A 24171-nucleotide genomic window follows, 5' to 3' on the forward strand; every position below is an offset into this window, starting at 1 on the left:
TAGTGAAAAATGCATTTTAAATCAGCAAATACTGAAAAGGACGGAATGATGACAAAAATAATCTCAAAAGTAGGTGCTCGTGCGCTGATGCTTTCCGTTTTATCTGCATGGGTACTTTCTATTCCTGCTTTCGCAAAACTGGAAGAAGGTAAGCTGGTGATTTGGATCAATGGGGATAAGGGATATAACGGGTTGGCGCAAGTTGGTGACAGGTTTATGCAGGAAACGGGGATCCCAGTCAGTGTTGAACATCCCGATAAACTGGAAGAAAAATATCCTCAGATTGCGGCTGTGGGAGATGGCCCGGATATCATTTTCTGGGCACATGATCGTTTTGGGGGCTATGCACAGTCGGGGTTACTGGCTGAGGTTACGCCTGATAAGAATTTTATGGATAAACTATTTCCCTTTACCTGGGATGCGGTTCGTTATGAGGGCAAATTGATCGGCTACCCTATTGCGGTAGAAGCTCTTTCTCTTATTTACAATAAGGACTTGGTTAAGTCACCTCCCTTAACATGGGAAGAGATTCCAGTGTTAGATAACGAGCTAAAAAAGCAGGGGAAAAATGCGATCATGTTTAATCTTCAGGAACCTTATTTCCCTTGGCCCCTGATTGCTGCTGATGGTGGATACGCTTTCAAGAGGCAGGGTGATACCTACGATATTAAAGATAGCGGGGTAAATCATACTGGTTCTAAAGCTGGTCTGGCATTTTTAGTCAGTCTGGTAAAAAACAAACACCTTAGTGCTGATACCGATTATTCCATTGCTGAAGCTGCTTTTAATAAAGGTACGATAGCAATGACGATTAATGGCCCCTGGTCATGGGGGAATATCGATAAAAGTAATATTAACTATGGTGTTACTCTGCTGCCGACTTTTAAAGGCCAGCCTTCTAAACCTTTTGTTGGCATTTTAAGTGCAGGAATTAACGCCGCCAGCCCCAATAAAGAACTGGCCAAGGAGTTTTTGGAAAACTACCTGCTGACTAATGATGGCTTAGCAATGATGGATAAGGATAAGCCGTTGGGTGCTGTAGCGTTGAAGTCTTATCAGGATATCCTTGCTAAAGATCCCCGCATTGCAGCCACGATGGATAATGCCCAGAAAGGCGAAATTATGCCGAATATTTCACAAATGAGCGGCTTTTGGTACGCCATGCGTAGTGCAGTTCTTAATGCCGTCAGTGGCCGACAACCTGTAGATGCGGCTCTCAATGATGCAGAAGCCCGGATTGTAAAATAAACGAGTATGTGTCTTCTTCTTTTGAAGGAGATTTTTGGTTTATTGGAGGAAGGATTTTCTCATTGAATCTCAGTAACACCGATTCGTGGGAAGAGGCACACAGGTAATAAATTTTTAGTGACAGGAAGTACATAATGTCAGCAAGGTTGAACAAAAATGTATGGTGGCCAGGTTCTCTCCTGAAATGGTTTGCAGTTGGACTGAGCTTGTCTTTTACCGGTTATTTGATTGTGTTGATGTACGCACAAGGGGAATACCTGTTTGCGATTCTGATACTGGTATTACTGGGTAGTGGTGTTTATGTTTTCGCTAATAGTCAGTCCTATGCTTGGCGTTATACCTACCCGGGTATTGCCGCAATGTTATTGTTTGTTCTGTTCCCGCTGATTTGTACCATTGCGATTGCTTTTACAAACTATAGCAGTACAAACCAGCTTACCCTTGAACGAGCTCAGGTAGTACTGATGAGTAGACAATATCAGACAGGGCAGTCATTTAATTTCAAACTTTATCCCCAAGATCAGCAGTGGGTTTTGGTATTAAATTCTGCTGACAGTTCAAAGGTATTGGTATCAGCACCTTTTTCTTTATCTGATAAAGAAAAAATCATTCTGCCATTATATGAGCAAGTAACCCGCTTTCATCATGATGCTGCTACATTGCGTACCATTACACAGAACCGTCAGGCATTAGGGCAAATAACCGTTATTCTGCCGGATAACAGTCGATTACGCATGAGTTCTTTGCGGCAATTTTCCGGTCTACATTCCCTTTATACTCTGGATAAAGAGGATAATACCCTCACTAATAATCAGACAGGTGTAAAATATCGCCCGAATATGGAGACAGGTTTTTACCAATCTATTGATGCAAAAGGGGAATGGGGTGATGGGACGTTGAGTCCCGGATTTACGGTTTCCATTGGTTGGAAAAATTTTCTACGGGTTATGCAAGACGAAGGGATTCAAAAACCTTTCCTCTCCATTTTTATCTGGACTGTGCTCTTTTCTCTGTTAACGGTAATATTAACTGTGGCACTGGGCATGATTCTGGCTTGTATTGTGCAGTGGGAAGCGCTTAAGGGCAGGGCTATTTATCGTGTATTGCTTATCTTACCGTATGCCGTACCTTCCTTTATTTCTATCTTGATTTTCAAAGGATTATTTAACCAGAGTTTTGGTGAGGTTAATCTACTGCTTAATGGATTATTTGGTCTGAAGCCGGACTGGTTTACTGACCCGACTCTGGCCAGAACTATGTTGATTATTGTTAATACATGGCTGGGCTATCCCTACATGATGATCCTTTGTATGGGGCTATTGAAAGCGATTCCTGATGATCTGTATGAAGCCTCCGCGATGGATGGTGCCGGGCCGCTACAGAATTTCTGCTATATCACTTTTCCTTTGTTAATTAAACCTCTGACGCCTTTGATGATTGCTAGTTTTGCTTTTAACTTCAATAACTTTGTTCTCATCCAATTGCTTACCAACGGCAGGCCGGACCATATTGGGACAACGACACCTGCGGGTTATACCGACCTACTAGTCAGCTATACCTACCGTATTGCTTTTGAGGGTGATGGAGGACAGGATTTTGGATTGGCGGCGGCGATAGCAACGTTAATCTTCTTGTTGGTGGGAGCGTTGGCAATCATTAACCTGAAAACGACACGAATTAAATTTGATTAAGGAGATAGTGGCATGGCGATGGTGCAACCTAAATCACAGCGGTGGCGAATATGGGTAACGCATATATTCATGCTGATTTTTATCGCCTCGATTTTATTTCCCTTACTCATGGTCATTGCTATCTCTTTACGACCGGGGAACTTTGCGACGGGTAGTTTGATCCCTGAGTCGATTTCCTGGGAACACTGGAAATTAGCATTGGGCTATAGTGTTGAATCCTCTGATGGGCGCATTACTCCTCCACCGTTTCCGGTAATGTTGTGGTTATGGAACTCTATAAAAGTCGCATTAATTACGGCGACTGGCATTGTTGCGTTGTCAACAACGTGTGCTTATGCTTTTGCTCGAATGCGTTTTCGTGGCAAAAACACCTTATTGAAAGGAATGCTTATTTTTCAAATGTTTCCCGCTGTTTTGTCGTTGGTGGCATTGTATGCCTTGTTTGATCGTTTGGGGGAATATATCCCTTTTATTGGTCTGAATACCCACGGTGGTGTGATTTTTGCCTATCTGGGGGGCATTGCTCTACACGTGTGGACGATAAAAGGTTATTTTGAAACGTTAGATCGGTCTTTAGAAGAAGCGGCCATGCTGGATGGCGCAACATCGTGGCAGGTTTTTCGTTTGATACTGTTGCCGCTTTCTGTCCCGATATTAGCGGTGGTATTTATCCTGTCTTTTATTGGTGCGATTACTGAAGTGCCAGTCGCATCGTTATTGTTAAGGGATGTGGATAATTACACATTAGCTGTGGGTATGCAGCAATATCTCCACCCTCAAAATTACCTCTGGGGTGACTTTGCCGCCGCTGCTGTACTTTCTGCTATACCTATTACAGTGGTTTTCTTACTTGCTCAGCGTTGGTTAGTGGGAGGATTGACAGCTGGTGGTGTGAAGGGGTGACAGTCTGTTCTAAACTCATCAAAGAGTAAAGGTAAAGCAAAACTTCGTACCTGAATAAAGGGTACGAAGTTTAATATTTTTTCGTCTTTTTCGTCTTTTTCGTCTTTTTCGTCTTTTTCGTCTGTCGTTATGGCACTCTTCTTCTGTGTTTATCTATTGTTTCCAATAATTGATTTATGTGTGCATTTTTGAACATCTCTTCCAATGTGACGGTTAATTTACGTCTCCAATTAGGATATTCCACAGTTGTGCCCGGGACATTGACAGGATTTTCCATACCCAGCCAGTCCTCAGGTTGTAAGCCCAACAAGGCACTGGTACAGCTGGCGAGATAATAGTGTATTCCTTGATTAATGGATGTTGGTATCTGTGATGAAGATGTCTCTGGCTGCAAGGGGGTTAGCGTATTTTCTGATCCTGAGAGATAGCCATGATGATTTAAACTCTGTAATAGTTTTTGCTTACAGTATTCGCGTTCATCATGTAATTCAGTAAGTAATGCCTTATCAGGATATAACCCAATTGATTCCCCCAGTTCCAGATCACCACTTTGCCAAAATCCACATAATGTCGGTAAATCATGAGTAGTGATAGTAGCCATAGCTTGTGTCTGATATTTTTCGGGTGGCTTAAATTCACCTTGTCCGTCGCGCTCAAAATAAAAAACCTTATAAGAATAAACACCACGGTCACGTAATTTTCCAACAATCTCTTCCGGTACAATCCCTAAATCTTCGCCTATCACCATGCAACAATGACGCTGGCTTTCTAATGCCAGTATCGCCAATAAATCATCAACAGGATAATGGATATAAACGCCTTGAGCTGCGGTTTCTCCCTGAGGGATCCACCAAAGCCTGAGCAGTGCCATAACATGATCAATGCGTAATGCTCCACAGTGACGCATATTACTACGCAGTAATTGAATAAAAGGTTGATAATTCTGAGCCTGTAATACATGAGGATTTATTGGAGGAAGCCCCCAATTTTGCCCCAATGGCCCCATGATATCAGGCGGCGCACCAATAGATGCTTTCATACAATAGAGATCTCGGTTATCCCAGGTTTCTGAACCACCTTGTGCCACGCCAACGGCCAGATCACGATAAATACCAATCGGCATAGCATAGCGCTGACTTTTACGAAAACAGTCAGCCAGTTGCCTATCAGCAATCCATTGTAACCAAAGAAAAAATTCCACCTCCTGTAGATGGGCGTGACAAAATGCCTGTACAGTCTCATTATCTGGATCGCGGTACTTTTCAGGCCAGACGTGCCAACCCCAATAAGTAGGACTTTCTCTATATAGTTTGTAATGCAGTGCATCATAGGTAGCCTGAGAATACAGGCTTTTGCCACCTTGTTTAATGAATTGACGGAATGCGAGATTTAGGGGATCGGCATCAGTTCGAGTATTGAATTGTTGATAAGCTAAACGTAACGCTGCCATTTTTAATGCCATTACACCGGCATAATCAACCCATTCTGTTTGGCGGAGACTTTGAATTCTGCTCTGGGTTTCCGGCCTCATCCACCACTTTTGAGCGTTGGCACTGGCTTGGAAATCCTCTACCTGACTGACATCAATATAAATGATATTCAACCAGTGGCGGGATGAGGGACTATAAGGACTGGCGTTTTCAGGCATGGCAGGATACATCGCATGTAGCGGGTTCAAGCCAATAAAAGCGCCGCCACGTCGAGCCAGTTCACGTAATATCTTTTTCAGATCGCCAAAATCGCCAATTCCCCAGTTAGTTTCGGAGCGCAGGGTATAAAGCTGGATACAGGCTCCCCACAATTTGTTACCTTCTATCAGTGATTCTGGTTCATAACAGCGTTCCGGTGCGATGATGATCTGCATAACATGGCGTTGTACCGTATCTTTGGAGCATGATAAGGGGACTAAACTAAGCGTGTGATAACCCAGAGGCAAAGAGGTTGGTAGTGCAAGTTGGTACTGGCAGTTTCCATGCAGGTGTGCCCCTTGTTCTGTCTGTATTTGCCACTGATATTGGGCAGAGGTATTCAGCGTAAATGTGAATGACTGACCAATGATTAATACTTTCACGGTGGGTAAGGCTGAAACCAATGGATCAGAAACCGGCCTTTTGACCGGTATATTTTCCTCCATGGCTTGCAGGATCCTATGCCTTATCTGAGTAGGAATAGTTTGTGGTTTGCCATAGGCATTAATATATTCAGTGACTATGCCAGCTTCTGCTGCTAAATCATCAAGGCTTTTGTTTTCCATTATGATCCTCTATTTAACCTGCCAGATACGTTGTTGATAATCCTGAATTGTTCTGTCGGAACTGAATGTTCCCATACGGGCAGTATTAAGGATCGTACTTTGTGTCCAGTGCGGGGTATTACGGTAGCGTTCATCAATCTGCTGATGCGTGGCACAGTAAGACGCAAAGTCAGCTAATACTAGATAAGGGTCACCACCATCAATCAGGCTGTGCAGCATTAAATCAAATGCCTGTTTATCTCCATGACTGAACTCACCGTTGGCGAGGGAATCCAGTATTGGTTGTAATTGCTTATTTTGTTGGAGAATGCTGGTGGGATCATAGCCCTCTCTCAGTAAGGTTTTTGCTTCTTCTACTGTATGTCCAAAGATAAAAATGTTGTCGCTACCAACCTGTTCGGCAATTTCGACATTCGCACCATCTAAGGTTCCAATAGTCAGTGCTCCGTTCAAGGCAAGTTTCATGTTACCAGTGCCGGAGGCTTCTTTTCCTGCTGTGGAGATTTGCTCTGATACATCGGCAGCCGGGATCATCAACTCAGCTTTGGAAACATTGTAATCAGGAATAAAGACAATTTTTATGCGATTGCGTACGATCGGATCATGGTTGATTTTTTCTGCTGCGTGATTGATAGCTGAAATAATATTTTTTGCCAGATAGTAGCCGGGAGCTGCTTTAGCACCAAACAGGAAAACACGCGGGTAAATGTCCAGTGTCGGATTTTCCTGAATCTGTCGATAAAGTGAGAGAATATGCAGCAGATTCAAATGCTGTCGTTTGTACTCATGCAGTCGTTTGATCTGCACGTCGAAAATGGCATGAGGGTCTAGTTTAATCCCCATTGTTTTATTGATGTAATTGGAAAGACGGATTTTATTGTTCTGTTTGACGGTGCGATAAGCTTCACGAAAAGCAGCATCAGCAGCGTAGGGTTCGAGTTTTTTTAGTTCAGTAATATCATTGCGCCATTCATGGCCTAATGTTTGATCAATCAGTGAAGAGAGTGCGGGGTTACACTGTGTTAACCAGCGACGTGGTGTCACTCCATTGGTAACGTTATGGAATTTTTGAGGCCACAATTGGTGATATTCAGGGAAGAGATCCGTCACAATTAAAGATGAATGCAATGCGGCAACGCCGTTAATCGCAAAACAGGCTACAACACAAAGATTGGCCATTCTTATCTGATGATCATGGATGACTGCCAGTTTTTCCCATATTCTTTGATTACCCGGCCAGTTTTGTTCTACCGTTTTACGAAAACGATGGTTTATTTCCTGAATAATACGATGGTGGCGTGGCAGTAATTCGCTGATGAGATGTTCATCCCAACGTTCCAAACCTTCCGGTAATAGAGTGTGGTTAGTATAAGCGAAGGTTTTCCCGGTAATGCTCCATGCAGTATCCCAATCTAGTTGGTGTTCATCAATCAGCAGGCGCATCATTTCAGGAATAGCGATAGTGGGGTGGGTATCATTGAGCTGTATCACTTCGTATTGCGGCAGCTCCTGTATTTGCCGTCCCGTTCGCTGGTAACGACGCAGAATATCGGCTACAGAACAGGCGCACTGAAAATATTGCTGCATCAGGCGGAGGCGTTTTCCAGCCCGATGGTTATCATTCGGGTAAAGAACTTTGGTCAGGCTGGTGGCTTCTATACCTTGTTGTTCCGCATGCAGGAACTGCCCATCATTGAACAGTGATAAATCAAAGGGATTATCATGTGTTGCTTGCCACAGGCGCAGCGGCTGTATAACACCATTATTATAACCAACGACAGGCAGATCCCACGCTTCCCCGGTCAGAGTAAAAGCCGGTTGCCAGATTTCACCACCGTCGGTTGTTGTGACCATTTCACCGCCGAAACTAACATCAACGTTCAGTGGTATATTGCGGTAAAACCATGGGTAGGTATTGCGCCCCCAGTCATCCGGAGTTTCAATTTGTAACCCTTGTTCGAAGGATTGCCGGAACAGCCCATACTGATAGTTAAGGCCGTAGCCGATTGCCGGTTGATTAATGGTTGCCATTGAGTCAAGAAAACAAGCAGCCAGACGACCTAAACCACCATTACCCAAGGCAGGATCAACTTCTTCTTCCAGGACATCACTTAGTACCACACCATATTCGGCTAAATACGTCTGAATATCATCATACCAGCCAAGATTCAGCAGATTGTTACCGGTTAAACGACCGATCAGAAACTCCATTGAAATGTAGTTTACATGCCGTTGCTTGCCTTTTGAGCCATCGGTAAGGGGAGGATTATTTATTTGATGGTGATTGTTTTGGTGATAAGCAGGCAGTAATTCCAAAAGAGTGGCACTGACAATTTGCCACCACTGATGTGTTGTTATTCCCTGTGCTAAGTCAAGGCCAAAGCGCTGCAACTGCCGGGTCAGGGCAGCCTGAAATTCGGCTTTATCAAGTTGGGGCTTTTTCATGGCGTCTTCATCCTGTCACTGAATAAGGAAAATATGCAGATTATTTAGTCTGATATGCTGAGGGTTCAGTGGACAAGAAACATCATCCTGTCAGGATATTCACGGGGATGAGTATTAGGGCGTAGCTATTTTTTCGTGCGCTTTCGCAATTTATTCAGGAAAAAGAAACGTTTCAGTTAAAGAATGTGACAGGGTGCAATTTAACACAATCTAATCAATCAACCTCATTGCAAATGGCGCACGTTTCTCTAAATTTGGGTGCTTATTTATGAATGTTACTGATTTGTATTTCTCAATAACATGACAACAAGGTTACAGGGATCAGTTCTACTCATTGCTTGTGAGGGGAGGAAATCAATGCTTATCCCATCGAAACTCAGTCGCCCCCTTCGCCTCAATCATATGGTCATGCGTGAGCGTCTGCTAGCGCAGCTGAATGAAGCACAGAATTATCGTTTGGTATTAGTAACCAGCCCGGCAGGGTATGGTAAAACTACGCTGATGTCACAATGGGCGGCAGGGCAGGGTAATCTGGGGTGGTATTCTCTGGATGATAGTGATAATCAGCCGGAGCGTTTTGCCAGTTATCTGATTGCTGCGATTCAACAGGCCACACAGGGGCATTGTGTCAAAAGTGAGGTTTTGGCGCAGAAACACCAGTATGCCAATTTATCGGCGCTGTTCGCACAGTTGTTTATCGAATTGAATGAATGGAAGCAGTCATTGTTTCTGGTGATCGATGATTATCATCTGATAGTGAATAATCTTATTCATGAAGCCATGCGTTTTTTTCTCCGTTATCAGCCGGAAAATCTCACTCTGATTATTCTTTCCCGTCAATTACCGTCGCTGGGGATTGCTAACTTGCGGGTGCGTGAGCAATTGCTGGAGTTTGACAGCCAGCAGTTAGCGTTTAATTATCAGGAGGCTCAGCAATTTTTTGATAAACGGTTGCCCAGTCCACTGGACGAGGATAATTGCAGGCAGTTATGTCATGACGTGGCCGGTTGGGCAACTGCGTTGCAGTTGATTGCTCTTTCTGCCCGTCAGGCCGGTAATACAGCAGAAATATCGGCAAAACGTCTCTCAGGCATTAATGCGGGTCATTTGTCCGATTATCTGGTGGATGAAGTTTTAAACCGTGTTGATCAGGAAACTCGCGCATTTTTGTTGCGCAGTTCTCTCCTGCGTTCAATGAATGATGGGTTGATTGTTTGTCTGACGGGCATGGAAAATGGTCAGCAACGCCTTGAAGATATTGAGCGTCAGGGGTTATTTATCCAGCGCATGGATGATTTCGGAGAATGGTTTTGTTTTCATCCCTTGTTCGCATCATTTCTTCGGCAGCGTTGTCATTGGGAAATGGCAGCCGATCTGCCGAAATTACATAGTACGGCGGCAGAAGGCTGGTTGATACAGGGGTATCCGGGAGAAGCCATTCATCATGCTTTGGCAGCAGGGGATACGAAGTTATTGTGCGATATTTTGCTGCAATATGCGTGGGAGCTGTTCAACCAGAGTCAACTGTCGCTATTGGAAGAGTGCATGAATGCGTTGCCCTATGAACAGCTCTTGGAAAACCCCCGTCTGGTGTTGTTACAGGCATGGTTGGCGCAGAGTCAGCATCGTCATTATGAGGTTAATGCGTTACTGAATCAGGCAGAGCAATCGTTGAAGCAAAAACAGATAACGATTGAGGCTGAACTATTGGGAGAATTTGATGCATTGCGTGCTCAGGTTGCGATTAATGATGGTCGACCGGATGACGCGGATTTGCTGGCTGAAAAAGCATTAGCTGCACTGCTGCCTGATAATGAATATGGTCGTATTGTTGCGATGTCAGTGAAAGGGGAAGTGTTGCACTGTAAGGGGGCGCTGTCTCAGGCATTAGCATTGATGAAACAGACGGAACAGTTGGCCCGTCGCTGCCATGTCTACCACTATGCGTTATGGGCATTATTACAGCAAAGTGAAATTTTACTGGCGCAGGGGTATTTACAGGGCGCTTATGAAACCCAAAAACACGCTTTTGATCTGGTCCGTGAACAACACTTGGAACAGCTACCGATGCATGAGTTTCTTTTGCGTATTCGCTCTCAGCTTCTGTGGTGTTGGGCGCGTATTGATGAATCAGAGGAAGCGGCCCGGCATGGTCTGGAGGTACTATCTAACTTTCAGCCTCAGCAACAATTGCAATGTCTGTCTCAACTGGCGAAATGCTCCTTAATCCGGGGAGATATTGATAACGCCCGCCGCCATTTAACCCGTTGTGAAAATTTGTTGAGTAATGGGCATTATCATCGGGACTGGAGGACGAATACCGATAAATTGCGGATCATTATCTGGCAGCATCTGGAAGATAATATTTCAGTAGCTCAATGGCTGGCTCAGGCTGAGAAACCTGAAAGTTTCAGTAATCACTTCAATCAGAATCAGTGGCGTAATATTGCCCGTGCTCAGATATTACTCGGCCAGAATGAAGAGGCGGAGACCATTTTAAACCGGCTGAATCAGTATGCGGTAAAACTGGAGTTGGTCAGTGATTTAAACCGCAATTTGTTGCTGTGCAACCTGCTTCACTGGCAGCTTGGTCGCAAGGCAGAAGCGCAAAAAGTGCTGATAGAAGCGCTGAAATTGGCTAATCGCACGGGCTTCATCAGTCACTTTGTACTTGAGGGTGAGTTGATGGCCCTGCAATTACGCCAGCTCATCCAGCTTAATATCCTGCCTGACTTTGAACAACATCGGGCACAGCGTATTTTGCGTGAAATTAATCGTCAGCATCGGCATAAATTTGCGCATTTCGATGAAACTTTTGTTGAACAGCTAATTACTCATCCCGATGTACCCGAACTTATCCGTAATAGTCCATTAACCCAACGTGAATGGCAGGTATTAGGCTTAATTTATTCTGGTTACAGTAATGAGCAAATTGCGACTGAACTGGAAGTCGCCGCTACGACGATTAAGACGCATATACGTAATCTGTATCAAAAAATGGGTATTACTCATCGTCAGGAAGCGATTCAACAAGCGCAGAGTTTAATGAAAATGATGGGGCTGGGTGTTCAATAAAATTTTCGTGAGGATGACATTTCTGATGATTTCATAAATAAAAAGGGGATATTGATGAATTTATTGCACTGTCATTGGCTTAATGAACCGGCCTCATGGCAACGTCAGGATAATGTACTGAGCGTGATAACTGATAATAAAACTGATTTTTGGCGTGACACATGGTATGGCTTTCAGCGCCACAGTGGCCATGTTTTTGGCTGCTATATTGGTGATTCACTGATTAAAGAAGGGTTCACTTTTCAGCTCTGCATTGAAGGGCGTTTTGAGCAGTTATACGATCAGGCTGGTATTATGTTGTTGCTTGATGAGCAGCATTGGCTGAAAGCCGGTATTGAATATGCCGATGGCAAGGCAACAATCGGCAGTGTATTAACCTCACCTTATTCTGATTGGGCGATGGGAGTTTTTTCGGGTAACGCTGAGAAATTCTGGTTGCGGCTGACCTATCAGGAAGGCGCTATCCGGCTGCAATATTCCACAGATGGTAAGCAGTGGCCCCTGTTGCGGTTATCCCCTTTTGCTATTAACCAACACAATGGTCAACGAGTGTTGATTGGTGCGATGTGTTGTTCACCAGAAAGAGAAGGGTTACAAGTGAAGTTCTCTGAATTCAGACTGAGGCCAGCCCTGAACAAGCCTTTGCATGATTTGAGTTAGTGTAATGGCTACAAATCGGTCAGATGAAATGCTTTTATGATGGATTAATACCCGAATATAAAAAGTAAAATAAAGGTATTATGGAAAAGGAGATGCAGATGGAAGATTTGTTGGAGTTTTTCGCGGCACTACTGGAGTGTATTTATCACATCATAAAATGCATATTTACATTATTAAGATGGATAATGGAAAATATCTTTAATTTTTTTATGGTTATCGGGGTTTTATTCTGTATTCCCATCGCGGGAAGTATCGTTAAATTTATTTGTTATAGCAGCTTCTTGGTATTGGTTTTATTAGCGTGTAAATACCGAAGAAAAATAAAAAGATATCTGAATGAAAAAGATCTCTTTAAATAAGTATTGAGGCGACTATCCCTCACCCAATGTGCAGTGTGGATGAGGGACATAAGTTTATTTCTTATCCCTGCCTGCCCAAATAATTATCCCAATCTTTCCAGACTGGCTGTAAGCCCGATCTGACCAGTGCTTCGGCAACCTGTTCCACAGAGCGGTGGTCATTCGGAGAAAATTGTTCCAGTTCGAGATGATCATTTTCGACGTAACCACCCGGCTGAGTCTTAGAACCAGCACTGACACTGTTTATCGCCAGAGGTACAACATGGTCGCGGAAATAAGGTGACTCACGGGTAGAAAGAGAAAGTTCAACATCGGGTGCCAGCAGGCGGAATGCGCAGATCAGTTGTACCAGTTCTGCATCATTCATCAGGGATGCGGGTTCAATCCCGCCAGCACAGGGACGCAGGCGTGGAAAGGAGATGGAATAACGGCTTTTCCAGAACTGTTTTTGTAGGAAAAACAGATGTTCTGCCACCATATAGCAATCAGTTCGCCAATGAGGTGATAAGCCGATTAATGCGCCCAGACCAATTTTATCAATGCCCGCCCGCCCTAGCCGCTCAGGGGTTTCCAGCCGCCAGTGAAAATCTTGTTTCTTACCCCTGAGATGGTGTAATTGATAACTGGGTTCGTGGTAGGTTTCCTGATAGACCAGTACAGCATCTAATCCCAGTGTTTTCAGTTCGGCATATTCTTTTTGCGCCAGTGGCTGAACTTCCATTGTGACTGAACTGAAATAACGGTGTATTAAGGGAAGGTAATGGCGAAAATAATCCATACCGACCTTTTTCTGGTGCTCCCCTGTCACCAGAAGGATATGCTCAAATCCCAGTTTTTTCAGCGCCTGACATTCAGCCTCAATTTCCTGTTCATTGAGCGTCTTACGTTTGATGTGGTTACTCATGGAAAAACCACAATAGGTACAGTCATTGGCGCACAAATTGGAAAGATAAAGCGGGATATAGAATCCCACAGTATTACCGAATCGCTGACGGGTTAATTGCTGTGCCCGCTGCGCTAATGGTTCAAGGTAGGGAAGGGCGGCGGGTGAGAGCAGAGCCATAAAATCATTCAGTGTCAGACGTTCACTATTTAGAGCATGCTCAACATCATGGCGGGTTTTACTATTGATGCTCAGCGTAATGTCATCCCAGTCTAACTGTTGCCAGTGATGGCGGAAAGTCTGTTCTGTCACGGTATTGCTGCTCATAAAGCCCCCAGAAAATCGGTCAGTGGGCTGGAGGCTTCCGCATGGAATTTCTGGCTTGCCACTCCTGCCTGATGAGCGAGTTCGCCTGCTTCAATGGCTGTTTTGAATGCCTGCGCCATTTTGACCGGATTACGGGCAACGGCGATTGCCGTATTGACCAAGACAGCATCGGCACCCATTTCAATGGCTGCCAATGCATGGCTAGGAGCACCAATACCGGCATCGACAACCACAGGAACATTAGACTGTTCAATGATAATTTGCAGAAAATCCCGGGTGAGTAAGCCCTTATTTGAACCAATAGGCGCTCCCAATGGCATGACAGCGGCACAACCCACTTCTTCCAGACGGCGGCACAGAACCGGATCTGCGCCACAGTAAGGCAGAACCACAAAACCTTCTCTGACTAATTGTTCCGCTCCTTTCAGGGTTTCTATCGGATCAGGTAACAGATATTTCACGTCAGGGTGGATTTCCAGCTTAACCCAGTTAGTGCCTAGCGCTTCCCGTGCAAGGCGGGCAGCAAATACCGCCTCTTCTGCGGTTTTTGCGCCGGAAGTATTTGGCAGGAGTTTAACCCCCAGTTCCTGCAAGGGAATGAGAATGCCATCATCTTTGCCTTGCAGATCAATCCGTTTCATCGCCATTGTGACTAACTGGCTACCGGAGGCGCGGATGGCTTCAATCATCAGCCCGGCATTGGCAAATTTTCCTGTGCCTGTAAACAGACGGGAATGAAAGGTGGTATCAGCAATTTTTAACATGGTTAACCTCCGGCATTAGCCCCCTGCTATGGCCTGAAACAGCAGGATATTATCCCCGTCATTGAGCTGATGGGTACTCCATTCTGAGCGGGGGATGATGGTCTGGTTAATAGCCAGTGCAGTACCTGACTGAGTACGCTGCATATGCTCCAGTAATTGCTGAATTGTCATGGGATTATCTGTCGGCGTATCCAGCGTGATCGTTTGATCGTTGACAATAATGTTCATACGATTTCTGTTCCTGAAACGGTTTTATCTGTGCCTGCTGTTTTACCTATGACTGGTCGTGTTCCGCATATCGGACATCGTGGTGAGGGTGTCAGCTGTAACGTACTCCAGTTTTGTTTTCTGCCATCAAACAATCGCAGTTTTCCACTCAGATAAGAAGGAAGACCCGCCAGCATTTTAATGGCTTCCAGCGCCTGTAATGTCCCAATCACACCGACTACCGGCCCTAAAACACCCGCAGTACGGCAGTTACGCTGAGGCTCTTCCTGATCGGGATAGAGGCAGGCATAACAGCCATGCTGGTAAGGCGGTTCGAATACCATAAGCTGACCACTGAAACCGACGGCGCTGCCACTGATAAGGGGTTTACCGGTTTCGATACAGGCGGCGTTAATAGCATGGCGGGTTGCCATGTTATCGCAGCAATCCAGTATCAGATCGACCTGCCGGACGAGGTTTGTCAGTGATTTTTTATCCAATCGTTCATTAATGACGGTTGTATTAACCAATGGATTCAGATCAGCCAGTTTTTGTGCCGCCAGAGCGGCTTTACCTGCAGGAATATCAGCCGTGCGATAGAGGATCTGACGTTGCAGATTTGAGACATGTAACTTGTCATCATCGGCAAGATAAAGATGCCCCACTCCCGCTGCTGCGAGGTAGAGTGCGGCAGGGGAACCTAATCCCCCCATCCCGACGATTAACACCTTGCCGTTTTTTAATTTTTCCTGTCCGTCCGGGCCGATATCTTCCAGTAATAATTGACGGCTGTATCGCATAAATTCTTGATCGTTCAACATAAGCGCCTCCGATCATTTTCTTCAACGTTTCTGTCAGGTGTCCCTTCAACTAAATGAAGCAATCTGGCTGTTGCCTGCCGCCAGTCTTTCGCTTTAGTGATGGCACTGACCAGCGCGACACCACCGACACCGGTTGCGACCACATCAGCTACACGCTCCAGTGAAATACCACCAATAGCCACTGTCGGGAATTCAGGTGTGAGCGTGACCTGATGTTTCAGGGCGATTAAGCCCTGTGGCGATGAAGGCATCTCTTTGGTTGTTGTCGGGAAAATATGCCCCAGAGCAATGTAGGATGGGCGTAAGGTTTTTGCCCGCGCCAGTTCCTGTTCGTCATGGGTGGAGATCCCCAGCCGCAGCCCTGCTTGTCGGATGGCACTGAGATCAGCGATGTCTAAATCCTCCTGCCCCAGATGAACGCCATAAGCACGGTGTTTGATTGCCAGACGCCAGTAATCGTTGATAAACAGACGCGCGTTGTATTGCTTCCCCAATGCGATCGCCTGCCGGATATCATGCTCTACCTGATCTTCGGGCAGATCTTTAATACGCAGTTGCAGCGTTCTGACCCCCGCTTCCAGTAACCGCTCAATCCATATCAGAGAGTCCACCACCGGATATAACCCCAACCGATGCTCAGTTGGCGCAAAGGAGGCTGTTTCAGGGCAAACGGTTTCAGATAAAATGGCTTCAGACTGATTTAACATCGTTGATATCCTCAGCCCGGTGATACAGTTCGCTGCCATGTGTCCGGAATTCTTCGGACATCTGTTCCATACCCGATTGTTGTTCCAGTTTTGCGGCATAGTCCCGCACATCCTGTGTAATTTTCATTGAGCAGAATTTCGGCCCGCACATGGAGCAGAAATGGGCAACTTTACCGGATTCCTGCGGCAATGTTTCATCGTGATAAGCGCGGGCGGTATCAGGATCAAGGGCCAGATTAAACTGGTCTTCCCAGCGGAATTCAAAACGCGCTTTTGACATGGCGTTATCACGAATTTGAGCACCGGGATGCCCTTTCGCTAAATCTGCCGCATGAGCTGCGATTTTGTACGTGATGAGTCCTTGTTTCACATCTTCTTTGTTTGGCAGGCCAAGGTGCTCTTTCGGCGTAACGTAACAGAGCATGGCACAACCGAACCAGCCAATCATGGCTGCACCAATGCCGGAGGTGAAATGGTCATAACCCGGTGCGATATCGGTGGTCAATGGCCCTAATGTGTAGAAAGGCGCTTCGTGGCAGTGTTCCAGCTCTTCCGTCATATTGCGGCGGATTAACTGCATCGGAATATGCCCCGGCCCTTCGATCATCACCTGAACATCATATTCCCAAGCGATTTTGGTCAGCTCACCCAGCGTATGCAGTTCGGAAAACTGTGCTTCATCATTGGCATCCTGAATAGAACCGGGACGCAAACCATCCCCCAGAGAAAGAGAAACATCGTAGGCGGCACAGATTTCACAAATTTCACGGAAATGGGTATAGAGGAAGTTTTCCTGATGATGGGAAAGACACCATTTCGCCATAATGGAACCCCCACGGGAAACGATGCCTGTCAGTCGTTTGGCGGTCATCGGGACATAGCGCAGCAGAACACCGGCATGAATAGTGAAATAATCGACTCCCTGTTCCGCCTGTTCCAGTAACGTATCGCGGAACATTTCCCACGTCAGGTTTTCCGCAATGCCGTTGACTTTTTCCAGTGCCTGATAGATGGGAACTGTACCGATTGGCACCGGGCTATTACGCAGTATCCATTCACGGGTTTCGTGGATATAGCGCCCGGTGGAAAGATCCATCACGGTATCCGCGCCCCAGCGGGTAGACCAGATCAGCTTCTCAACTTCTTCTTCAATGGAAGAGGTTACGGAAGAATTACCGATATTGGCATTCACTTTCACCAGAAAGTTACGCCCGATAATCATTGGTTCGGATTCTGGATGGTTAATGTTGGCAGGAATAATCGCACGACCCGCAGCGACTTCCTGTCGCACAAATTCCGGCGTAATGTTTTCCGGTAAGTTGGCACCGAAACTTTGCCCCGGATGTTGCTGGAGCAGAATTTCGCCGCGAATACGTTCACGCCCCATATTTTCCCGCAGAGCGATAAATTCCATCTCCGGCGTAATAACACCTTTACGCGCGTAGTGTAATTGGGTAACGCGTTCGCCTGATTTCGCTTTCAAAGGGTGGGGGCGATGGTGAAAACGCAGGTGATCCAGACCAGCATCAGCAAGGCGCTGTTGGGTAAAATCAGAGCTGAGGGTTGTGACAGGCTCTGTGTCATTGCGCTCTTCAATCCACGGCTGGCGGATTTTCTGCAAACCTGCGTGGACGTTCAGCACGGCTTCAGGGTCGCCATAAGGGCCGGAAGTATCATAAACAGGTACGGGTTCATTTTCCTCAAATTGAGGCGCTTCTTTTGTCCCGCCAACCAGTGTAGGAGATACCTGAATTTCACGCATAGGAACCTGAATATCCTCGCGTGAGCCTTCCAGATAGATACGGCGTGAATTGGGGAAGGTAACACCCTGAATTGAATTGATAAATTCCTGTGCGGCATCCCGTTGGACTTTACGTGGACGTGCCGGATGGGTTTTAGGGGAGATATCCGTTGTAGGGATAATATCGGCGCTGGAGGTAACAGTTTCGTTAGTAATAGCATTAGACATAGCAAATTCCTGACTGTGTAATCGCCTGTAATCAGGCTTAAGTTGAGAAAATTGCTTGTCTGGAGCTCGCAGGGAGTAATGATGGTTGCTGAACGATGTTATCTGGCAGAAGGTCTGTACAGAAGCAATAAGTCATATCAGCAGAGGGATTACTCTTGTTCCCTTCGCGGGTATTAGCCCGATCAGGTTCTGCGGATCCCGAATAAACGGTCTCAGCCTGTGTTCACCGTGATATACGCTGAACGCTAGGCACTCCGACAAGAAAACACCCCAGAGTATAAAGGGGATTATGGAAACTGCAACCGGAAAACTGAGCCTTTTGTATTGGCCCGATGTCAGGTATTAACTCCGTGGCGCTAACGCCCTGCTCAATTGCTTCCAACCATGTTTTTCTGCTGCTGACTGTAATTTTGTATCAGCATTAACCGTAAATACCTCACTGGCAAAGAAACACATCGGTAAGTCGTTTGCTGAGTCTGTGTAAAAAGAGATATGTTGTGGCGATAAATTCTGTTCTGCCAGCCATTGCTGTAAGCGGGTCACTTTCCCTTCACGGAAAGTCGGGATACCCTCAATATCGCCGGTATAACAACCCTCTTTCATGACCATATCAATGCCCATTGCGGTTTTTACGCCGAATGCAGCCGCAATTTTTTTCACCACGAAAGAAACAGTCGCAGAAATGATAATGACAGGAATATTTTGTTGGCGGTAAATATCTAATTGTGTTTTCGCTGCGGGATAGAAGAGAGGCTTGATTGTCGTTTCCACAAAATCCGTCAGCCAGACATCAACTTGTTCATGGGGTATTTGGCAGAGGGCTTGCAAACTGACTGACAGGTATTCCTGCATGTTCAGCTTCCCTGCGCTGTAATCCGATATCATTTTCTGATCTGCTTCTACAAAACGTGGGTCAGTAATGATCTGTTTTTCCCATAAATATTTTGTCCAGAGTAGACTGGAATCCCCACGGATCAGGGTGTCGTCCAGATCAAATATGGCAACCTGCTGTGACATAGTTGTTATTCCTCACATCCGAAATCGACAGGATAGGGTCGGTTGAAAGAGAATCAAATATTTTATTGTGACTTATTATTGCTTTATTGCTGCTCACTGTTATTGCCGTGCTTCAATGAATATCCGAAAACATGCACATTCAGAAACATTGTTAATATAACAGATTGCAGACAGAGTACGATGAAGAAGAGTATGCTGTAATGGTATTAACCTTGGTTAACATTTAATTAACACTGACTTGGTTAATATATTCTTAATGATCACAGCATATGACACAACACATGATGGAGCCAATAATGCAAAAAAAACTGACAGGTATAGAACGAGGCTGGTGGATTGTCAGCCTTGAAAACAGAGTTTGGCTTCCACAGGGAGATTTACCGCTAGGCACTGCCGAGAGCTGGTCATTACAGGGCCTTGTAGCCTACGCTATCGGCGAGTGGTTGGGAGAAATAGTATGGCTTGTCCGTCATAAGATGGCATCAGAGATGTATTCTCCCCGCCGGATTGTAGAACAGGATCCTCAATTATTTCAGCTGGTAGGGCGCGGAGTCCAGTTGGCTGAGTTTTACCGCTCACATCGTTACTGTGGGTATTGCGGTCATGAAATGCAGCAGACTGAGCACGAGTGGGCCTGCCTGTGCCACCATTGCGATGAACGCTATTATCCGCAGATTGCTCCTTGCATTATTGTGGGTATCCGCCGTGAAGATCACATTCTACTGGCACAACATCAGCGTCATCGCAATGGTATTCATACCGTGCTGGCTGGGTTTGTGGAAGTGGGTGAAACACTTGAAGAGACGGTTCACCGCGAGGTGATGGAAGAGAGTGGGATAAAAATCCGTAACCTGCGTTATGTGACTTCTCAACCGTGGCCTTTTCCGCATTCATTGATGATGGGGTTTCTGGCTGATTATGAGAGTGGCGATATTGAGCATGACCCCGTTGAGCTAATCAGTGCGGATTGGTATCGATATGATGATCTTCCCCTGATCCCCGGGCCTGATACGATTGCCCGCCGTCTGATTGAGGAAACGGTCGCACTGTGTCGTCAGAACTGTCGCCAATATTGATAGTGAATACTTACAAATCATGAGAGTTACCCGATTTTTTCTATCAGGTAACTCTCAATATTTCAGGGTACTTGGTTATTCTTGTTCCGTAAGACCCCGGTTTTTCAGCATAGATTCGGTACTTGGCGGTTTACCTCGCCAGTTTATATACAGTTTTTCCAGATCTGTACTATTACCGCGTGACAATATCTTATCGCGGAAAATCTGCCCATTTTCTCTTGTCAGACCGCCATGCTCGGTAAACCATCCAAACGCATCGTCGGCCAGCATTTCTGTCCACAGATAGGCATAATAACCGGCAGCATAACCACCACCCCAAATGTGTTTGAAGTAACTGGAGCGGTAGCGCGGTGGCACGTAGCTGAGATGGATGTTGTCTTCTTGCAGAGATGCGGCTTCAAATTTATTCACGTCCTGCTGGGGCTTATCAGCGGCTAGCATATGCCAGTGCATATCCAGCAATGCGGCTGACAGCAACTCAGTCATTGTATAGCCTTTGTTAAATTTATCCGCCTGATTGATTTTATCCATCAGCGCCTGTGGCATGACCTCGCCGGTTTGGTAATGTCTGGCGTAATTCGCAAATACCTTAGGATCGCGAGCCCAGTATTCATTAATTTGTGATGGGAACTCCACAAAGTCACGAGCAGTACTGGTTCCTGACAACGTCGGATATTCCTGATCGGCGAACATGCCGTGTAAAGCATGCCCAAATTCATGGAATATTGTGATCACGTCATCATACGATAACAGCGCAGGCTGGCCCGGAGCCGGTTTAGTAAAGTTGGCAACGTTGTAAATTACCGGTTTGGTTCCGAAGAGTCTGGACTGATCAACAAAATTACTCATCCATGCGCCACCGGCTTTATTGTCACGCTTAAAGTAATCGGAATAGAACAGCGCCAGTTGTTGCCCGTCTTTATCGAAAACTTCATATACGTGGACATCGGGATGATAAACCGGAATGTCTTTGCGTTCTTTAAAGGTAATGCCATAGAGCAGGGTAGCGGCGTAGAACACACCGTTATTCAGGACGTTATTCAGTTCGAAATAGGGCTTAATCTGGGACTCGTCCAAATCATACCTTGCCTTGCGTACCTGTTCGGCATAGAACGGCCAATCCCATGCTTCCACTTTGAAGCCGCCTTTCTGCTGGTCAATCACGTCTTGAATATCTTTTGCTTCACGTTCAGCGCGTGCAGTTGCAGCAGGGACGATATCACGCAAAAACTTCAATGCGACTTCTGGTGTTTTTGCCATCTGGCTCTGCAACTTCCATGATGCGTAATCTTTGAAACCCAGCAATTTAGCCTGTTCAGCCCGGATTTTCGCTAAGCGGGACAGCGTTTGGCGTGTGTCGTTATCATCCCCTTTTTCCGCTCGGTTCCACGATGCTTCGAATAACGCCTTACGTGTATCGCGATCTTTCAGATCTTGCAGAATCGGTTGTTGGGTCGTGTTCTGTAATACGAACAGCCATTGATTATCCAGCTTACGCTCACTGGCAGCCTGTGCAGCCGCAGCCATTTCGCCATCGGACAGCCCGGCCAGCAGATTTTTATCTTTAACCGCCAGAGCGCCATCTTTAGTTGCTGCTAACAATTTATTGGTAAATTGAGTACGAAGGGTTGCCGATTCCTGATTTAATGATTTCAGCTTTATTTTATCGGCATCAGATAAATTGGCACCCGCTAATTCGTATTGCTTATAGATGACTTCTACCAGACGGAGCGATTCTGAGTCCAGATTCAGTGTTTCGCGCTGTTGGTAAACGGTTTTGATGCGGTTGAACAGTTTACTGTTCAGCATTATCTCATCATTCATTGCCGCCAGTTTTGGTGACATTTCCTCACTGAGTTTTTGTAGACCGTCAGTCGTATTCGCTGAGGTCATCGCCCAAAATACGTTTGTTACCCGATCCAGCGTCGTGCCAGTTTTCTCCAGTGCGATAAAGGTATTTTCAAAGTCAGGCGGAGCGGGATTATTGGCGATCTTCTCCACTTCTTCCAGCTTCTGTTTAATACCGGCCGTGATTGCAGGTGAGTAGTCTGTTTCTTTTATTTTATCGAACGGAGGGGCCTGGAAGGGTAGTTCGCTGGTATAGAAGAAAGGATTATTCTTATCCTGTTGTTGGTCAACTTTATCGGTCACACTTATCTCCTTTATCTGACCACCTGATACGCTAGTGTGGCCGGATCCCCGTTTATTTTCTTCGGCTTGCGCCTGAGTGCCTAATGCTAAGCCAATAGCCAGTACTAAAATGGATAAACGCATCAGTCGAAACTCCTCCATGTAAATTTTATAGGTTATTTATCAATAAAAATGACTTTATAAGAGCTTTGAGACAGTCGATTGACGATGGCCGCTTAACGAAAGCCCATTAACGACCGTCAATTAACTAACGTAAACCAATTCATCCAACGATTAACTGAAAAGCGCGAACGGTGAAGGATTATGGCAATGTGAGATACCAGATTGCCTGCGCGCTACATATCTGTAACACAAGGTTAACATAATGAGAGCGATAGACCGGAGTGCCTAGTCCTTGTTGCTAGTTTTGTGAACCCATACATAAATTTTTTTCATCTTAGGTTGTTGATTGATGACTGAACGTTTATTTATTGGCACTCACAACGGAAGTTGGGCGGTTGACGTGTTATCATGCGGGCGCTTTTTGTCGATAATCAAGGGAGCCTGTCATGAATGAGTTGAAAAACGACCGTTATCTGCGTGCCTTATTACGTCAGCCAGTTGATATCACTCCGGTATGGATGATGCGGCAGGCAGGGCGATATTTACCTGAATATAAAGCAACACGGCAGGAGGCGGGGGATTTCATCTCGTTATGCAAAAATACTGAACTGGCCTGTGAAGTCACACTTCAGCCTTTGCGACGCTTTCCACTGGATGCAGCCATCCTGTTTTCCGATATTTTGACTATTCCTGATGCAATGGGATTAGGGCTGTATTTCGAAGCCGGTGAAGGCCCGCGTTTTCAGGCGCCAATCCTTAACCATGCCGATGTAGAAAAGCTATCTGTTCCTGATCCGGAGATGGAGCTGGGTTATGTCATGGATGCTGTCCGTGCGATACGCAAGGCTTTGGCAGGGCAGGTTCCTCTGATTGGTTTTTCCGGTAGTCCGTGGACACTGGCAACCTATATGGTCGAAGGCGGAAGTAGTAAGGCGTTTACTAAGATCAAAGCCATGATGTATGCTGAGCCGGCGACACTTCATCTGTTGCTGGATAAATTGGCTGATAGCGTTATTCTATATCTGAACGCCCAGATTAAAGCAGGCGCACAATCTGTCATGATTTTCGATACGTGGGGCGGTGTTTTATCCCAGCGCGATTATCAGGAGTTTTCCCTGCAATATATGCATAAGATTGTCGATGGATTGATCCGCGAACATGAGGGTCGCCGAGTACCTGTCACCCTGTTTACAAAAGGGGGAGGACAATGGCTTGAGGCAATGGCGGCAACTGGCTGTGATGCGCTTGGGTTGGACTGGACAACGAATATTGCTGATGCTCGTCGTCGTGTCGGAGATAAAGTCGCTCTACAGGGGAATATGGACCCATCCATGCTGTATGCCTCACCAGCGCGTATTGAGCAGGAGGTTTCGACTATCCTGCAAGACTTTGGCACAGGCAATGGGCATATTTTCAATTTGGGGCACGGCATTCATCAGGACGTTCCGCCAGAACATGCCGGGGCTTTTGTCGAAGCAGTACACCGGCTGTCAGCGAAATATCATCAATAAA

Annotated in this window: 17 protein-coding genes and 1 riboswitch; of the genes, 7 read left to right on the plus strand and 10 right to left on the minus strand. The window is 45.8% G+C overall.

The features are described 5' to 3' along the window. Positions 1 to 48 precede the first annotated feature (48 nt). The 3 genes from malE to malG all read left to right on the plus strand — a co-directional run bounded on the left by malE (position 49) and on the right by malG (position 3842). Entirely contained in the window at positions 49 to 1248 is a 1200-nt protein-coding gene (gene malE, locus AAC855_RS18615) for a maltose/maltodextrin ABC transporter substrate-binding protein MalE (protein WP_422824406.1), read from the plus strand. A 134-nt stretch (positions 1249 to 1382) separates the two neighbouring features. Next, a complete protein-coding gene (gene malF / locus AAC855_RS18620; RefSeq protein WP_340611547.1) occupies positions 1383 to 2939 on the plus strand; it encodes a maltose ABC transporter permease MalF in 1557 nt (518 codons plus the stop codon). 12 nt (positions 2940 to 2951) lie between these two features. Then, positions 2952 to 3842, plus strand: coding sequence for a maltose ABC transporter permease MalG (malG, locus tag AAC855_RS18625; protein WP_340611548.1), 891 nt, complete (start codon positions 2952 to 2954; stop codon positions 3840 to 3842). A 127-nt stretch (positions 3843 to 3969) separates the two neighbouring features. On the opposite strand, the gene malQ is transcribed toward malG, so the two are convergent. After that, entirely contained in the window at positions 3970 to 6096 is a 2127-nt protein-coding gene (gene malQ, locus AAC855_RS18630; RefSeq protein ID WP_340611550.1) for a 4-alpha-glucanotransferase, read from the minus strand. Positions 6097 to 6105: 9 nt separating this feature from the next. Beyond that, entirely contained in the window at positions 6106 to 8541 is a 2436-nt protein-coding gene (gene malP, locus AAC855_RS18635; protein ID WP_340611552.1) for a maltodextrin phosphorylase, read from the minus strand. Positions 8542 to 8898: 357 nt separating this feature from the next. Here malP and malT point away from each other — a divergent pair, with 357 nt between their 5' ends. Then, positions 8899 to 11616 (plus strand): HTH-type transcriptional regulator MalT, encoded by a 2718-nt coding sequence (malT, locus tag AAC855_RS18640; RefSeq protein WP_340611554.1) that lies wholly within the window; start codon positions 8899 to 8901, stop codon positions 11614 to 11616. 54 nt (positions 11617 to 11670) lie between these two features. Beyond that, positions 11671 to 12276, plus strand: coding sequence for a DUF1349 domain-containing protein (locus AAC855_RS18645; protein ID WP_340611555.1), 606 nt, complete (start codon positions 11671 to 11673; stop codon positions 12274 to 12276). A 420-nt stretch (positions 12277 to 12696) separates the two neighbouring features. Here the strand turns inward: AAC855_RS18645 and thiH are convergent, their stop codons facing one another. The 7 genes from thiH to AAC855_RS18680 form a co-directional block, all read right to left on the minus strand. After that, positions 12697 to 13845: a 2-iminoacetate synthase ThiH gene (gene thiH / locus AAC855_RS18650; protein WP_340611557.1), complete on the minus strand. Its 1149-nt coding sequence runs from the start codon at positions 13843 to 13845 to the stop codon at positions 12697 to 12699. Continuing rightward, positions 13842 to 14609: a thiazole synthase gene (locus AAC855_RS18655; protein WP_340611558.1), complete on the minus strand. Its 768-nt coding sequence runs from the start codon at positions 14607 to 14609 to the stop codon at positions 13842 to 13844. The genes thiH and AAC855_RS18655 overlap by 4 nt, the downstream gene beginning before the upstream one ends. Positions 14610 to 14624: 15 nt before the next feature. Continuing rightward, complete coding sequence (gene thiS, locus AAC855_RS18660) at positions 14625 to 14837, minus strand: sulfur carrier protein ThiS (protein WP_340611560.1); 213 nt, start codon at positions 14835 to 14837, stop codon at positions 14625 to 14627. Then, positions 14834 to 15637, minus strand: a complete 804-nt coding sequence (locus AAC855_RS18665) for a HesA/MoeB/ThiF family protein (RefSeq protein ID WP_340611562.1) — start codon at positions 15635 to 15637, stop codon at positions 14834 to 14836. Before AAC855_RS18665 ends, thiS begins: the two co-directional genes overlap by 4 nt. Continuing rightward, positions 15631 to 16344: a thiamine phosphate synthase gene (gene thiE, locus AAC855_RS18670; RefSeq protein WP_340611564.1), complete on the minus strand. Its 714-nt coding sequence runs from the start codon at positions 16342 to 16344 to the stop codon at positions 15631 to 15633. The genes AAC855_RS18665 and thiE overlap by 7 nt, the downstream gene beginning before the upstream one ends. Beyond that, positions 16328 to 18313 (minus strand): phosphomethylpyrimidine synthase ThiC, encoded by a 1986-nt coding sequence (gene thiC / locus AAC855_RS18675; RefSeq protein WP_340611566.1) that lies wholly within the window; start codon positions 18311 to 18313, stop codon positions 16328 to 16330. Before thiC ends, thiE begins: the two co-directional genes overlap by 17 nt. 142 nt (positions 18314 to 18455) lie before the next feature. Then, positions 18456 to 18580: riboswitch (TPP riboswitch) on the minus strand. Positions 18581 to 18655: 75 nt separating this feature from the next. Beyond that, positions 18656 to 19330, minus strand: coding sequence for an HAD family hydrolase (locus tag AAC855_RS18680; protein ID WP_340611567.1), 675 nt, complete (start codon positions 19328 to 19330; stop codon positions 18656 to 18658). Positions 19331 to 19626: 296 nt separating this feature from the next. Here AAC855_RS18680 and nudC point away from each other — a divergent pair, with 296 nt between their 5' ends. After that, positions 19627 to 20406 (plus strand): NAD(+) diphosphatase, encoded by a 780-nt coding sequence (gene nudC, locus AAC855_RS18685; protein WP_340611568.1) that lies wholly within the window; start codon positions 19627 to 19629, stop codon positions 20404 to 20406. Positions 20407 to 20481: 75 nt separating this feature from the next. Here nudC and dcp read toward each other — a convergent pair whose 3' ends face one another. After that, positions 20482 to 22680, minus strand: a complete 2199-nt coding sequence (dcp, locus tag AAC855_RS18690) for a peptidyl-dipeptidase Dcp (protein WP_340611570.1) — start codon at positions 22678 to 22680, stop codon at positions 20482 to 20484. 425 nt (positions 22681 to 23105) lie between these two features. On the opposite strand from dcp, the gene hemE reads away from it, so the two are divergent. After that, positions 23106 to 24170, plus strand: coding sequence for a uroporphyrinogen decarboxylase (hemE, locus tag AAC855_RS18695; RefSeq protein ID WP_340611572.1), 1065 nt, complete (start codon positions 23106 to 23108; stop codon positions 24168 to 24170). Position 24171: the final 1 nt, after the last annotated feature.

The organism is Xenorhabdus bharatensis (genome assembly GCF_037996705.1).
GTDB classification, from domain to species: domain Bacteria; phylum Pseudomonadota; class Gammaproteobacteria; order Enterobacterales; family Enterobacteriaceae; genus Xenorhabdus; species Xenorhabdus bharatensis.